The organism is Comamonas sp. 23, assembly GCF_049601575.1.
Classification (GTDB): Bacteria; Pseudomonadota; Gammaproteobacteria; order Burkholderiales; family Burkholderiaceae_C; genus Comamonas; species Comamonas squillarum.
The window spans coordinates 3,127,431-3,141,943 of sequence record NZ_CP187127.1; the positions used below are offsets into that span (position 1 = coordinate 3,127,431).

A 14,513-nucleotide genomic window follows, 5' to 3' on the forward strand; every position below is an offset into this window, starting at 1 on the left:
AAAAACAAACAGGCCGCGCTGCAGGGATTGCAGCGCGGCCTGTTTTTATGGCGCCTGGGCGTTTAGAACTGGTAGTTCGCGCTCAGCAGCGCACCACGCGGCGTGCCGGGCATGCTGCTGGACCGCCAGTATTCCTTGTTGGTCAGGTTGGACACTGCCAGGGTGACGGTCCAGGGCGCGGCGCGCCAGCCCACCAGGCCATCCCAGCGGGTGTAACCCGGCACACGGCTGGTGTTGGCGTCATTGGTGTAGCGCGCGCTGGTGTGGGTCACGCCCAGCTCGGCATACCAGTTGCCCGCAGGCGCATAGCGCAGAAAGACATTGCCATTGCGGCGCGCGGTGTTGGCCAGGTAGTTGCCTTCCAGGGCGGGGTTGGCCTTGTTCTCGGTAACCTTGGCGGCCATGATGCCGACGCCGCCGCGCACATACCAAAACGGTGCCACACGGCCGGCCGCGCTGAACTCGATACCGCGTGAGCGCTCCTTGCCACGCACGGCCCAGGTGAAGGGGTCGTTGTCCGGATCGGGGCGGTAGCGGATGTTGTAGTGCTCCAGCTGGTAGACGGCCAGCTGCGTGGACAGCGCGCCATCCAGCCAATCGCTCTTGACCCCCATCTCGAACTGCTGCGAATGCTGGGGCTCGTCATCCAGCACCGCGCCAGCGCCGGTATCCACCGACAGAATGCCGCGCCCGCCATAGGGCGAGAAGCTGCGGCTCCAGGACGCGTACAAGCTGTGCTCACGCACCGGCTGCCAAACGAGGCCCGCACGCGGGCTGACGGAGTTGCCGTCGGTGCTGCGGCTCGCATGGGTCAGCTGGTTCGTGCTGTTGAAGTCAAAGTTGTCGTAGCGCGCGCCCAGCAGCAGCTTCCACTGGTCGCTCAGGCTGATCAAGTCCTGCACATACAGCGCGCGGGCCGTGCCCTTGTGCAGGTTGTGCTGCGATGGCGCGCCTTGGGGCGGGCGCACGGCATCGAACACCGGGTTGTTCGGGTCGATATAGCCATTGCTGTTGGCGGTGCTGAAAAGGCGCGGCGCGCGCTCTTCCTCGCTGTGCTCCACGCCCAGCAGCAGCTCATGGCGCATGCCGGCCAGGTCCAGCTTGCCGGTCAAGTCTACGGTATGGGTGGTGGTGCGGTTCTCGGTTTGCTGCCAGGCATAGCTTTGGCGCAGCAGGCCGGGGTTGGCGCACTTGGCGCCCGCCGGGGTCAGGCCCTGGGGGTTGCAATAGGTACCGGCAAAGTAGTGGTCAAAGTCCTGGCTGGCCTCGCGCTTGCTGGCCACCCAGCGCACACTCCAGGCCTTGTTGAACTCATACGACAGGTCCGAGCGCAGCACGCGCAGGCGGTCTTCGACAAAGTCGCCCGGCTGGGCAAAGCCCTGGCGGATGGACATGCCCGGCGGCATCTGGTCGTAGGATGGCCCCCGGTCCGGCACGCGCCAGACATTGTCATAGGTGTACTGGCCGGTCCAGCGCAGGCCCGTGCGCGTATCCACCAGGATGCTGGGCGAGACCATCTCGTTGCGGTTGCGGATGCCGCTGCGAAAGCTGTGCGCCTGCTCGCGGTCGGCCGTCAGCCGCATGACCACATTGGGGCTGATCACCCGGTTGATGTCGATGGTGCCGCCCACGTTCTCCCAGGAGCCGCCGCGCAAGGTCACGCTGCTGACGCCATCAAAGCGCGCTTGTTTGCTGACCATGTTGACCACACCGCCGCCCGCGCCACGGCCATACAGCACCGAAGCCGGGCCTTTGAGGATCTCGATGCGCTCGACGTTGGCCGTGCTGCGGCGCACCTGGCCGGATTCGCGCACGCCATCGCGGTAGATATCGCCGCTGTCGGCATTGAAGCCGCGGATCATCACGCCCTCGCCACGCATGTCATAGCTGGTGTTGACCCCCGGCACGCCATCGAGCATGACCGACAGGTCATTGATGCCATAGCTCTTGAACTTGTTGACTTCCAAGGTGTCGATGGTCTGCGGAATGTCCTTGGGCGCCATATAGGTCTTGGTCGCCGTGGTCACGCCTTCGGGGCGCACATCATCGGGATCGAACTGGTCGGCAGACACCTGGACCGTTGGCAAGGTGTGCTCTTGTGCCATGGCTGGCATGGATGCCATCATCAACAGCGCGGCGACCGACAGGCCGGCGCGCTCGCCTCTTGTACGCGCGAGCGTCTCGCTGCGAAGGGCTTGGATCATTGAAAACTCCTGAAACAATAATTCCGCTTGGTAAACGGCTTGTAAATTTGAGTCAGGAATGCTAATGATAACTATTATCAATGGCAATATATTAACCTTAAGCGGCTGCTTACTTTTCAAAAAAACAACGGGCTAGACTTTGGGTCAAAAAATAAATCGCAGCTTTTGCTGCCACTCGCATGCTTTAGGATGTAAAGCAGCCGACCTGCCTGTGACCCGCGCTAGACTCGGCTCCGCCCTGTTTGTATGCACCACCATGCTGCCCCGCGACCCATGAAGCTTTCAGTCCCCAAGCCTTGCCCCGCCCCAACCCGCCTGCACCACTGGGCGTTGGCACTGGCCCTGTGCGGCAGCGCCAGTTGGGCCGTCCATGCACAAGATGCCGCCGAAGGCCCCCGCTCGGTGGCGCTGGCCGGCATCCTGGGGGACAAGGCCTTGCTGGTCATCGATGGCCGGGCGCCCAAGGCCGTGGCAGCGGGCAGCAGCTACCAGCAGGTGCAGGTGGTCAGCGTCAAGGATGGGCAGGCACAGGTCAGCATCGCGGGCGCCCTGCACAGCCTGCGCATGGGCGAGTCGCCGGTCAGCGTGGCCGATGCCGCGCTGCCCGTCAGCAACACCGGCCGCATTGTGTTGGCGGCCGATGCCAGCGGGCACTTCATGACGGCCGGCATGATCAACGGCAAGGCCACGCGCTTTCTGGTCGATACCGGTGCAACCACGGTGAGCCTGGGGATGAGCGAGGCACTCAAGCTGGGGATTGACTACAAACAGGGCCGTGCAGTGCGCATGGGCACGGCCAATGGCGTCAGCAACGGCTGGCACCTCCAGCTGAGCAGCGTGCGCATCTCCGATGTGGAGCTGCGCAATGTGGATGCCGTGGTCACCTCGGCCAACATGCCCTATGTTCTGCTGGGCAACAGCTTTCTCAATGCCTTTGAGATGAAACGCGCCGGCCCGCAGATGACCTTGGACCGGATCAAATAACGGCGCACAACAGCGCCGAACGCAGGCAAAACAAAAGGGCTGAACCCGCTATCGGTATTCAGCCCTTTTGCCGTCTGCCCGGGGGCAGCGCGTTGCATCACTTGCTTTTCTTTTGGCCCAGCTTGGATTCCTTGCCTTCGACCAGGCGCTGGATATTGAGCTTGTGGCGGTAGACCAGCAAGGCCGACATCACCAGGATCGCGACAAAGATCTCGGCGTGGAAATCCCAGAGCTCGCCGCCGATGAGGATGTAGAACACCGGCGCCAGCACCGCCGCCACCAGCGACGACAGCGACGAATAGCGCCAGATGGCAGCGACCGCCACCCAGGCCAGCAAGAGCAAGAGACCCAGCCAACCGCTAAAGCCCAGCAGCACGCCCAGCGCAGTGGCCACGCCCTTGCCGCCTTCAAACTTGAAGAACACCGGCCAGAGGTGGCCCAGAAATGCCGCAATTCCCACCAGGGCGACAGTGCCCTCTTCGAGGCCATAGGGCTTGCCCAACCAGACCACCAGCGCCACCGGCAGCCAGCCCTTGGCGGCATCCAGCAGCAAGGTCACCACGGCCGCCGCCTTGCTGCCCGAGCGCAGCACATTGGTGGCACCCGGGTTTTTGCTGCCATAGGTGCGCGGGTCACTCAGGCCCATCGTGCGGCTGACGATCACCGCAAATGACAGCGAACCGATGAGGTAGGCCAGGATGGTGGCCAGGATGGAATAAACGGTACTCAAATTGCTCCCCTTGTCTGCGCGCCTGGGCGGCCGGCGCGCACTGGTATATCTAGGTCAAAAACAGGCATCATTCTGCCAGTGCGCATTGCACCGGCTGGGCACCGAGCACCTCCACGCATGCTTTGGGGTCGATCTGCACCAAAAAACCACGCCGCCCGCCGTTGATGGCGATACGCGGCAGCGCCAGAATCGTCTCCTGGATATAGACCGGCATGGCCTTGCGCAGGCCAAACGGTGAGGTCCCCCCCACCAGGTAGCCGCTGTGGCGGCTGGCCACCTCGGGCGTGCAGGGTTCCACGCTCTTGGCGCCAATCTGGCGCGCCAGGCTCTTGGTCGACACCTTGCAGTCACCATGCATCAGCACGATGAGCGGCTTGGCATCCTGGTTCTGCATCACCAGGGTTTTGACGACGACATGCTCATCGAGCCCCAGCTGGCGGGCCGACTCGGACGTGCCGCCATGCTCCACATAGTCGTAGGGATGCTCGGTAAACGCCACCTTGTGCGCCTTCAGAAACTGGGTGGCAGGCGTTTCGCTGATATGGTTTTTTTTGCTCATGGCTGGAGGGGTGGCGGCAGGCGCCACACAAAATCTGCCCCTATTGTCCCGAAAAAATAAGTAGAGGGCGCCGCCAAGCATAGCGGCCTTGGCAACGCCAAAGGCCCTGGTTTGCACCAGGGCCTGCAGGTCAGCGCCTTTCATCAGCCCCGTCAGGGGCCTCAGAACCTGTTGGAGACTTATTGCGCCGGATCGCCCAGCGCCCAGCGCAGTGCGTCAATCTCCTGCAGCAAGGCCTCGGACAGCTGCGTGCCCCAGACATTGAGGTCTTCGTCCAGCTGCTCCATCGTGCGCACACCGATGATGGTGCTGCCCACCTGCCATTTGTTGTAGCAAAAGGCCAGTGCCAATGCAGCCGGGGTCAGGCCATGGTCGCGCGCCAGCTGGTTGTAGCGCTTGGCGGCATCCAGCGCCTCGGGGCGGCCCCAGCGCTGCTTGCGCACCGATTCATAGCTGGCAATGCGCGCGCCCTGCGGTGCCTGGGGGCCGGTAATGCCGCTGTCGTCGTATTTGCCGGTCAGCAGGCCAAAGGCGAGGGGCGAGTACGCCAGCAGCGACACGCCCAGGCGGTCGCAGGTTTCGTCCAAGCCGTTTTCCCAGCTGCGGTTGATGAGGCAGTACGGGTTTTGCACGCTGGCCACGCGCGGCAGGCCATGCTGCTCGGCCAGGCGCACAAACTCATGCACGCCATACGGCGTCTCGTTGGACAGGCCAATGTGGCGGATCTTGCCGGCCTTGACCAGGCCCGCCAAGGCCTGCAGCTGCTCGCCAATCGTTGTCTCGCTGGTTTCCTTTTTCGGGTCGTAGTACAGATTGCCAAAGGCGGGCACATGGCGCTCGGGCCAATGGATCTGGTAGAGGTCGATCACATCGGTCTGCAGGCGGCGCAGGCTCGCCTCGCACGATGCCACGATGTCGGCCGCCGTCATGCCCTTGCCTTCGCGCACCCAGGGCATGCCGCGCGACGGGCCCGCCACCTTGCTGGCCAGCACCACCTTGTCGCGCTGGCCCGGGTTGGCCTTGAACCAGTTGCCGATGATGGTCTCCGTCGCACCATAGGTTTCGGCGCGGGCGGGCACCGAGTACATCTCCGCCGTGTCCCAGAAGTACACGCCGCGCGCCAGCGAATGGCTGAGCATCGCATGCGCATCCGCCTCGCTCACTTGCTCGCCAAACGTCATCGTGCCCAGGCAAATGGGCGAAACCTTCAAATCACTGCGGCCAAGTTGGATGTCTTGCATAAGAAAAATTCAGCGGTGTCGGTCAAAAAAACCAAGTGTAAAAGCATTTTTTGACACCTCGCTGGCCATGGCCGCCATGCGCGCCAGGCAGAGACGCCCATCGACACGGGCATCACCGCCGCTCAGCTAGCACCGCGCAGCAGATTGAGGCGCTGTCAAGCGTTATTCATCGCTCTTTTGATCCGCATCAGTCGCCAATAACCCGTAAGTTCTGCTGAAGCTTCATCTTTTATTATTTATAAAAAACTATCGAGATCATTAATCCGTTCAATACAGTTATAGCGACAGCCCCCGATGTTCCAGCCGCCCAACCCCCACAGCCACCCTCCCCCCGCACCCCGGCCAGACAAGCCGCGCGACCCCAAGCCCGAGGACGGCAAAAGCATACCAACGCCTTGCACCCAATCCCATTGCCCTCAGTGCGCGCCCCATGGCAGGCAGGCGTGGGCCTGCAGCAGCACGGCGCAATACGCACAGCACCACAAAGGTCCAGTTGCGGGGCAGGCAATGTCCTGGCCCAAGGGCAGCGCCCCAGGCATCGTGCATTGCATGCTGTGCGACGCCAGCGGCCATGCACACGGCACGGTCTGGCTGATCTTTGAACCGCAAGCCCCCCTGCACTACCACCAGGGCCAGACCCTGCGGGTACTGCTGCCCGGTGGATGCGGCCCTGAGATACTCATTACCTCCCAGCCAGGCGATGCCGGCGTGATGCATGGCCGCCTGCTGCTGACCCCGGGCGAGCCTTGGCCTGCCCAGTTTGGGCCCGATGCGGGCTTTGGATTGATGTTCCAGGTCTGCCTGCGCCACAGGAGCCGCTCCAGCTGAACCCTTAAAGTCCCGAACACCGCCCCCTGTCTCTCTGGCGCGCCGTAGCCGGCCGGGCCGCTTCTACAATGCAGCAGCCCTATGACCCATGCCATGCCCCTGAGCGACGCCCTGCGAACGCGCATCCACCACAGCCTGCAGCATTTTGAGGTGCAGCGCATGGGCGGCGCCGGCCAGTCCCAGGCCGCCGTCGCGCTGGTGCTGCTGGACGAAGGCCCTGGCGCCGGGCTCGAAGGCATGCCCCCACCCGCGCAGTGGAGCAACGAGGCCGCACTGCTGCTGACGCGCCGCGCCCTGCACTTGCGCAACCACCCCGGCCAATGGGCCCTGCCCGGCGGCCGCATCGAGGCAGGCGAGACCGCCGAGCAGGCGGCGTTGCGCGAACTGCATGAAGAAGCGGGCCTGTTGCTGGCGCCCAGCCAGGTGCTCGGTTGCCTCGATGACTACGCCACGCGTTCTGGCTTTGTCATCACCCCGGTGGTGGTCTGGGCCGGTGCCACCGCCCAGCTGCAACCCAACCCCGATGAAGTGGCCAGCGTGCACCGCATCCCACTGGCCGAGCTGCTGCGCAGCGATACGCCAATGCTGGAAAACACCGATGCCTCGCCCCACCCTGTGCTGCGCATGCCCATGGGCAAGAACTGGGTGGCCGCACCCACGGCTGCATTTTTGTACCAGTTTCGTGAGGTTTGCCTGCTGGGGCACCCCACCCGCGTCGCGCATTTTGACCAGCCCCGGTTTGCCTGGAAGTGAGCCTCGCCTCGCCCAGCGCCGCAAACGCTGCGCAGCGGGAGCAAAAACATTATTAAATCAAGCATATGCCCTAAAGCACCACTGGCCGGCCAAGCGCTGCCAGCATGCGACAATAACGGGCTAGACCGCAATAATAGGACACAGTGACATGGAAGCAGAACGCATCAACCAAATCGGCAACACCCTCGAAGACCTGTCCAGCCGGACAGAAGAGCTTCGGAGGTATCTTTGACTACGATGCAAAGTACGAACGACTGCGCACGGTAAACGCCTCGCTGGAAGACCCCAGCGTCTGGAACGATCCCAAGAAGGCCCAGGAGCTGGGCAAGGAAAAGAAGGCCCTCGACTCCGTCGTGCTGACCTTGCAAAAGCTGAGCAGTGAGCTGGCCGACAACACCGAGCTCTTCGAGATGAGCAAGGAAGAAGGCGATGACGCCGGGCTGGAGACCATCGAGGCCGAGGCTGCCAAGCTGCGCCCGCTGATCGAGGAGCTCGAGTTCCGCCGCATGTTCCGCAACGAGGCCGACCCGCTCAACTGCTTTGTCGACATCCAGGCTGGCGCCGGTGGCACCGAAGCCTGCGACTGGGCCAGCATGCTGCTGCGCCAGTACCTCAAGTACGCCGAGCGCAAGGGCTTCAAGGCCACTGTTGAAGAAGAAACCCCGGGCGACGTCGCCGGCATCAAGAGCGCCACGATCAAGATCGAGGGCGAGTACGCCTTTGGCCTGCTGCGCACCGAAACCGGTGTGCACCGCCTTGTTCGCAAGAGCCCGTTCGACTCCTCGGGCGGCCGCCACACCAGCTTCTCGTCGCTGTTCGTCTACCCCGAGATTGATGACTCCATCGAGATCAACATCAACCCCTCGGATGTGCGTACCGACACCTACCGTGCCTCGGGCGCGGGTGGTCAGCACATCAACAAGACCGACTCGGCCGTGCGCCTGACCCACATCCCGACCGGCATCGTCGTGCAGTGCCAGGATGGCCGCAGCCAGCACAGCAACCGCGATGTAGCCTGGCAGCGCCTGCGCTCCAAGCTCTATGACTTTGAAATGCGCAAGCGCATGGAAGAGCAGCAAAAGCTCGAAGACACCAAGACCGATGTGGGCTGGGGCCACCAGATCCGCAGCTACGTGCTGGACAACAGCCGTATCAAGGACCTGCGCACCAACGTCGAAGTCTCCGCCACCCAAAAGGTGCTGGATGGCGACCTGGACGTGTTCATCGAAGCCTCGCTCAAGCAAGGCGTTTAAAAACCTGTGGCACTCCCCATGCAGCGCAGCCTTGCAGCGGTGCATGCGGCGTGCCTCAGCCCCTCTATCGATTGGCTGGGCCTCCCAGCCGATACGGACCTGAAGACAAGCCCAATGCCTGCGATCGAAGCGCTGATTTTTGACATGGACGGCACCATGGTTCACTCCATGCCCTGGCACACCCAGGCCTGGGTGGAATACGCACGCCGCCACGCCATGGATCTGGATGTGCCCGCCTTCATGGCGCAGACCACCGGCAAGAACGCCTTGGAATGCGCCTGCGCGCTGATGGGCCGCACGGTGAGCGCCGAAGAGAGCGAGCGCATCACCGCAGAAAAAGAAGGCATTTACCGCGAGCTGTTTGCAGCCAACTTCTGCGCGGTCGATGGCTTTGACCGCTTTCATGCCCAGGCGCGAGACATGGGCCTCAAAGTGGCCATTGGCACTGCGGGCGACCAGGACAATGTACGCTTTGTGCTGGACAACCTGCAGATGCAGCCCCCGGCCCAGGCGATTGCGCGTGGCGACGAGGGCCTGCCCGGCAAGCCCCACCCCGATATTTTTCTGAAGGCGGCCGAGCGCCTGGCAATAGACCCGGCCGCCTGCATCGTGTTTGAAGATGCGCCGCACGGCATTGAAGCGGCGCGGCGCGCCGGCATGCGTGCGGTGGGCATTGGCACCACGCACGATGCCCAGCAACTCAGCGGCCCCCATGTTCTGGCATGGGCGCCCGATTTTTCGACCCTGCTCAACAACCAATTTTTGGAGAAGCTCCATGATGCGTGAAGGACAAGCACACACCGTGTACCGCGCCGACTACCAGGCCCCGGCATGGTGGATTGATACGGTCGACCTGACATTCGATCTGGACCCGGCCAAGACGCGCGTGCTCAACAAGATGCGCGTGCGCCGCAACCCCGATGTGCTAGCCCAGCCGCTGCACCTCAACGGCGACGAGCTGAACCTGGCCCGCGTGATGGTCAATGGCGCAGCGTCCTCGTTCAAGATGGACGGCTCAGACCTGGTGCTGGAGAACCTGCCCGAAGGCAGCGACCCGGTCGACCTGGAGATCTTCACCACCTGCATGCCCGAGAAGAACACCAAGCTGATGGGCCTGTACACCAGCAATGGCTCGTTCTTCACGCAGTGCGAGGCCGAAGGCTTTCGCCGCATCACCTATTTCCTGGACCGTCCCGATGTGATGGCCATGTACACCGTCACCCTGCGCGCCAACAAGGCCCAGTTTCCGGTGCTGCTGTCCAATGGCAACCTGGTCGAGCAAGGCGACTTGCAAGGGCCTGGCAACGAAGGCCGCCACTTTGCCAAGTGGGTCGATCCGCACAAAAAGCCCTGCTACCTGTTCGCACTGGTGGCCGGCAACCTCGTTGCCCGCGAGCAAAAGATCAAGAGCCGCGCCGGCAAAGAGCACCTGCTGCAGGTCTTTGTGCGCCCCGGCGACCTGGAGAAGACCGAGCACGCGATGAACTCGCTGATGGCCTCCATCGCCTGGGACGAAGCCCGCTTTGGCCTGAGCCTGGACCTGGACCGCTTCATGATCGTCGCCACCAGCGACTTCAACATGGGCGCGATGGAGAACAAGGGCCTGAACATCTTCAACACCAAGTACGTGCTGGCCAGCCAGGCCACCGCGACCGATGCCGACTATGCCAATATCGAGTCGGTGGTGGGCCACGAGTACTTCCACAACTGGACGGGTGACCGCGTCACCTGCCGCGACTGGTTCCAGCTCTCGCTCAAGGAGGGCCTGACCGTCTTCCGCGACCAGGAATTCAGCATGGACATGGCCGGCAGCGCCTCGGCCCGCGCCGTCAAGCGCATCGACGACGTGCGCGTGCTGCGCACCGTGCAGTTCCCCGAGGACGCCGGCCCCATGGCCCACCCCGTGCGCCCGGACAGCTACCTCGAAATCAACAACTTCTACACCGTCACCATTTACGAAAAAGGCTCGGAAGTGGTGCGCATGCAGTCCACCCTGGTGGGCCGCGACGGCTTTGCCAAAGGCATGAAGCTCTACTTTGAGCGCCATGATGGCCAGGCCGTGACCTGCGACGACTTTGCCCAGGCCATTGCCGATGCCAACCCCGGCTCGCCACTGGCCCAGCACCTGCCGCAGTTCAAGCGCTGGTACAGCCAGTCGGGCACGCCCCGCGTGGCCGCGCAAGGTGTGTACGACGCAGAAGCGCAGACCTACACCCTGACCCTGACCCAGTCCTGCCCGCCCACCCCGGGCCAGCCTGGCAAGGAGCCCTTTGTGATTCCCGTCACCCTGGGCCTGCTGGCAGCCGATGGCCGCAGCCTGCCGCTGAACATTCGCCCCAGCCAGGCGCTCAGCAGCATTGCCCACAGCGCCACCAACCACACCGTGGTGCTGACCGAGGAATCCCACACCATCGTCTTCGACGGTGTCGAGCAAGCCCCTGCCCCATCGCTGCTGCGCAACTTCAGCGCCCCGGTGGTGCTGCAGATCGAAGAGAGCGACGACGCCCTCCTGCACCTGCTGGCACACGACGAAGATGCCTTCAACCGCTGGGAAGCCGGCCAACGCCTGGGCCTGCGCTTTGCGCTGCAAGCGATTGCCGCACGCAGCGCCGCCGGTGCCGATGCCGCTGTACCACAAGCCCATCTGCTGCCCGCCTCGTTTGTGCAAGCGATGCGCGAAGTGCTGCGTGATCCACAGCTCGACGCCGCCTTCAAGGACCTGGCGCTGACCCTGCCGTCCGAAGGCTATATCAGCGAACAGCTCGACCAGGTCGATCCGCAGACCGTGCACGCCGTGCGCGAGGCCATGCGCCAGCAGCTGGCCACCGAGCTGGCCGCCGACTGGGCCTGGGCTTACGACGAATGCAGCCACACCGGCGCCTATGTGCCCGATGCGGTGAGCGCCGGCAAGCGCGCACTGGCAGGCCATGCGCTCCTGATGCTCTGCGTGGCTGCCCGTGAATCCGGCGACAAGGTCTGGCCTGGCAAGACCTTGCAGCGCTACAAGGACGCCGGCAACATGACCGACCGCTACAACGCCTTGAGCGCGCTCGTGGTGAGCGGCAGCCCGCTGGCCGATGCGGCCATCCAGAGCTTCCACCAGATGTTCAAGAACGACGAGCTGGTGCTGGACAAGTGGTTTGCGCTGCAAGCGAGCGCACCCGATATCAACGGCAGCGCCCTGCCCGCCGTGCGCGCGCTGATGAAGCAGCCCGACTTCAACATCAAGAACCCCAACCGCGCCCGCAGCGTGATCTTCAGCTACTGCAACGGCAACCCCGGTGGCTTCCACCGCGCCGATGGTGCTGGTTACGCCTTCTGGGCCGAACAGGTGGTGGCGCTCGATGCCTTCAACCCGCAAGTCGCTGCCCGCCTGGCCCGCGCGCTGGACCGCTGGAAGAAGCTGCCCGAGCCCTACCGCAGCGCGGCGGGCGACGCGATTGCCAAGGTCGCTGCCAAGCCCAAGCTCAGCAACGATGTGCGCGAGGTGATCACGCGCGCGATGGCGGACTGATGCGCCAGGGCATGCGCCAACAGCTGCTGGCCCAGGGCATTGCCGCCCTGGCCAGCTTGGCTGCCGCCATGCCCTTGCTGGCCAGCGCGCAAACCGGCCGCAACGCCGGGGCGGTGGCCACCGCCGCGCCCGAAGGCCTGGCGGTCACGCCGAGCAACAATTTTGAAAAGCGCTTTGCGCCGCTCTATGCCGCCGTGTTCAGCGAAGGCGGCCGTTTCAGCGGCAGCGCGATGAGCGCCGATTTGCAGGCGCTCGAGCCGATCCTTAAGCGCACCAAGGCGCCGGCGCTGGATTTTTTCCGCCTCTACTACACCCAGGCCACCATCTTCAGCCGCCGCGCCATGCCTGCCGAAGCGGGCCAGGTGGCACAAAAGGCCTTGGTGGCCATGCCCAAGCCCAGCGATCCGCAATGGGCCTACCCGCATCTGGAGCTGAGCATTGCCAGCATCCGCTGGCTGGCCGAAGGCGGGCGTTATGAGGCCGCGCTCAAACAGGCGCAAACGCTTATCACCCGCTACCCGCTGCAAGAGATTGCCAGGCTGCCCGCGCAGATGCGCTGGGACAACAGCACCCCCATCCCGCAGGCGGCCGACTACCCCACCCAGCTGCAGATACTGGGCGTGTACGAAGACCTGGGCTATGTGCTGCACGAGCAAGGCCAGTACCGCCAGGCCCTGCAGGCCAACCAGCAGCTGCTGCCCGTGGCGCGCGAGCGCCTGCTAGCGCTGGGCGAGACCCCGCGCCTGCGCGGCCTGCTGGCCAACCTGGCGCAGAACAGCTACATGCTCGGCCAGGTGGACGCCGCCCGCAACTACCTGCAAGAGCGCCTGCAGATTGCGATCAGCGCGGGCGACCATGACACCGTGTACGACAGCTATTTCCAGCTGATGGTGCTGGCCCATGAGCAGAACCAGCCGCAGCAGGCGCAGCAGTGGCTCAGCGCCTATGCGCAATATGCCCGCGCCCAGGACCACAGCGACCAACTGGCCCGCGCCGAGCAGCTGCGCGATGAGCTGAATGGCCGCGAAGCAGCGCCCCCGCCGCAACAGCCGGCCCAACCGCCAGCCCCACAGGCACCGCGCCAGCCCAAGCGCTGAGCCCACCCAGATTGACCCAATTTGAAGGAGTTCCACCCATGAAGAAAAACATCACCCTCAGCCGCTACCTTGTCGAGCAGCAACGCGTAGACGGCCTCATCCCCGCCCAGCTGCGCCTGCTGATCGAAGTGGTAGCCCGCGCCTGCAAGCGCATCAGCCACAGCGTCAACAAAGGCGCGCTGGGCGATGTGCTGGGCACCGCCGGTAGCGAGAACGTGCAAGGCGAAGTGCAGAAGAAGCTCGACATCATCGCCAACGAGGTGCTGATCGAAGCCAATGAATGGGGTGGCCACCTGGCCGCGATGGCCTCCGAAGAGATGGACAGCATCTACCTGGTGCCTAACCGCTACCCCCAAGGCGAATACCTGCTGATGTTCGACCCGCTCGACGGCTCGTCCAACATCGATGTGAACGTGTCCATCGGCACCATCTTCAGCGTGCTCAAAAAGCCCGAAGGCCACCCTGGCGTGACCGAAGACGACTTTCTGCAGTCAGGCGCCCAGCAAGTGGCCGCCGGCTACTGCGTCTACGGCCCACAAACCACCCTGGTGCTGACCTTTGGCGACGGCGTGGCCATGTTCACCCTGGACCGCGAGCAAGGCAGCTTTGTGCTGACCCAGGAGAACGTGCGCATCCCCGAAGACACCAAGGAATTCGCGATCAACATGAGCAACATGCGCCACTGGGATGCCCCCGTCAAGCGCTATGTGGACGAATGCCTGGCTGGCGTGGAAGGCCCCCGCAACAAGGACTTCAACATGCGCTGGATCGCCTCGATGGTGGCCGACGTGCACCGCATCCTCACCCGCGGCGGCGTCTTCATGTACCCATGGGACAAGCGCGAACCCAACAAGCCCGGCAAGCTGCGTCTGATGTACGAAGCCAACCCCATGAGCTGGCTGGTAGAACAAGCCGGCGGCGCCGCCACCAACGGCCGCGAACGCATCCTCGACATCAAGCCCACCAAGCTGCACGAGCGCGTCAGCGTGGTCCTGGGCTCGAAGAACGAGGTCGAGCGCATCACCCGCTACCACACCGAAGCATAAATTCTGCAATTTGGTCTGAGAGCAAAAATTTCACGCTATAATTTCTCTCTAACGCCGGTGTAGCTCAGTCGGTAGAGCAGCTCATTCGTAATGAGAAGGTCGGGTGTTCGATTCATCTCTCCGGCACCAAAATTCCGAAATAAGAAACCGCCCTAGTCTTCACAGACTAGGGCGGTTTTTCTATTGAATTCAATGCTTGTCAGAGAGCATATGGGAAGCTTCATTCCATCTTTATACCCGCCTCGGCAACTTCCCCAACGTTAGTCTCCCATTGTTAAGCGTCCAACTATCAACGTTTCTCAGG

12 protein-coding genes and 1 tRNA gene are annotated in these 14,513 nt (G+C 63.4%); 9 read left to right on the plus strand and 4 right to left on the minus strand.

The window, feature by feature from the left end; genetic code table 11:
• Positions 1-62: 62 nt before the first annotated feature.
• The gene (locus tag ACPEE1_RS14150) at positions 63-2,204 is read right to left on the minus strand and encodes a TonB-dependent receptor (protein WP_423933344.1); all 2,142 of its coding nucleotides are present in this window, start codon (positions 2,202-2,204) and stop codon (positions 63-65) included.
• A 273-nt stretch (positions 2,205-2,477) separates the two neighbouring features.
• Here ACPEE1_RS14150 and ACPEE1_RS14155 point away from each other — a divergent pair, with 273 nt between their 5' ends.
• Positions 2,478-3,188, plus strand: coding sequence for a retropepsin-like aspartic protease family protein (locus ACPEE1_RS14155; RefSeq protein ID WP_116926892.1), 711 nt, complete (start codon positions 2,478-2,480; stop codon positions 3,186-3,188).
• A 97-nt stretch (positions 3,189-3,285) separates the two neighbouring features.
• On the opposite strand, the gene plsY is transcribed toward ACPEE1_RS14155, so the two are convergent.
• From plsY to ACPEE1_RS14170, 3 genes are all read right to left on the minus strand, one after another.
• Positions 3,286-3,918, minus strand: a complete 633-nt coding sequence (plsY, locus tag ACPEE1_RS14160; RefSeq protein ID WP_423933347.1) for a glycerol-3-phosphate 1-O-acyltransferase PlsY — start codon at positions 3,916-3,918, stop codon at positions 3,286-3,288.
• 67 nt (positions 3,919-3,985) lie between these two features.
• Positions 3,986-4,477: an aminoacyl-tRNA deacylase gene (locus ACPEE1_RS14165; protein WP_116926894.1), complete on the minus strand. Its 492-nt coding sequence runs from the start codon at positions 4,475-4,477 to the stop codon at positions 3,986-3,988.
• Positions 4,478-4,656: 179 nt separating this feature from the next.
• Positions 4,657-5,718: an aldo/keto reductase gene (locus tag ACPEE1_RS14170; RefSeq protein WP_116926895.1), complete on the minus strand. Its 1,062-nt coding sequence runs from the start codon at positions 5,716-5,718 to the stop codon at positions 4,657-4,659.
• Positions 5,719-6,225: 507 nt separating this feature from the next.
• On the opposite strand from ACPEE1_RS14170, the gene ACPEE1_RS14175 reads away from it, so the two are divergent.
• The 8 genes from ACPEE1_RS14175 (at position 6,226) to ACPEE1_RS14210 (ending at position 14,338) form a co-directional block, all read left to right on the plus strand.
• Positions 6,226-6,546 carry a hypothetical protein gene (locus ACPEE1_RS14175; RefSeq protein ID WP_423933350.1) on the plus strand — a complete coding sequence of 107 codons (321 nt, stop codon included), beginning with the start codon at positions 6,226-6,228 and terminating at the stop codon, positions 6,544-6,546.
• A gap of 81 nt (positions 6,547-6,627) precedes the next feature.
• The gene (locus tag ACPEE1_RS14180; protein WP_423933353.1) at positions 6,628-7,299 is read left to right on the plus strand and encodes an NUDIX hydrolase; all 672 of its coding nucleotides are present in this window, start codon (positions 6,628-6,630) and stop codon (positions 7,297-7,299) included.
• 148 nt (positions 7,300-7,447) lie between these two features.
• Positions 7,448-8,552 (plus strand): peptide chain release factor 2 gene (prfB, locus tag ACPEE1_RS14185; protein WP_133857164.1). Its coding sequence is split into 2 segments (ribosomal slippage): positions 7,448-7,528 and positions 7,530-8,552, totalling 1,104 coding nucleotides; the frame shifts between segments, so codons are not numbered across the junction.
• 114 nt (positions 8,553-8,666) lie between these two features.
• Positions 8,667-9,338: an HAD family hydrolase gene (locus ACPEE1_RS14190; protein ID WP_423933356.1), complete on the plus strand. Its 672-nt coding sequence runs from the start codon at positions 8,667-8,669 to the stop codon at positions 9,336-9,338.
• Complete coding sequence (pepN, locus tag ACPEE1_RS14195) at positions 9,328-12,066, plus strand: aminopeptidase N (RefSeq protein ID WP_423933358.1); 2,739 nt, start codon at positions 9,328-9,330, stop codon at positions 12,064-12,066. Before ACPEE1_RS14190 ends, pepN begins: the two co-directional genes overlap by 11 nt.
• Before the next feature lie 11 nt (positions 12,067-12,077).
• Complete coding sequence (locus tag ACPEE1_RS14200) at positions 12,078-13,163, plus strand: hypothetical protein (RefSeq protein ID WP_423933360.1); 1,086 nt, start codon at positions 12,078-12,080, stop codon at positions 13,161-13,163.
• Positions 13,164-13,201: 38 nt separating this feature from the next.
• Complete coding sequence (locus ACPEE1_RS14205; protein ID WP_423933362.1) at positions 13,202-14,209, plus strand: class 1 fructose-bisphosphatase; 1,008 nt, start codon at positions 13,202-13,204, stop codon at positions 14,207-14,209.
• 53 nt (positions 14,210-14,262) lie between these two features.
• Positions 14,263-14,338 (plus strand) — tRNA-Thr (locus tag ACPEE1_RS14210).
• Positions 14,339-14,513 lie beyond the last annotated feature (175 nt).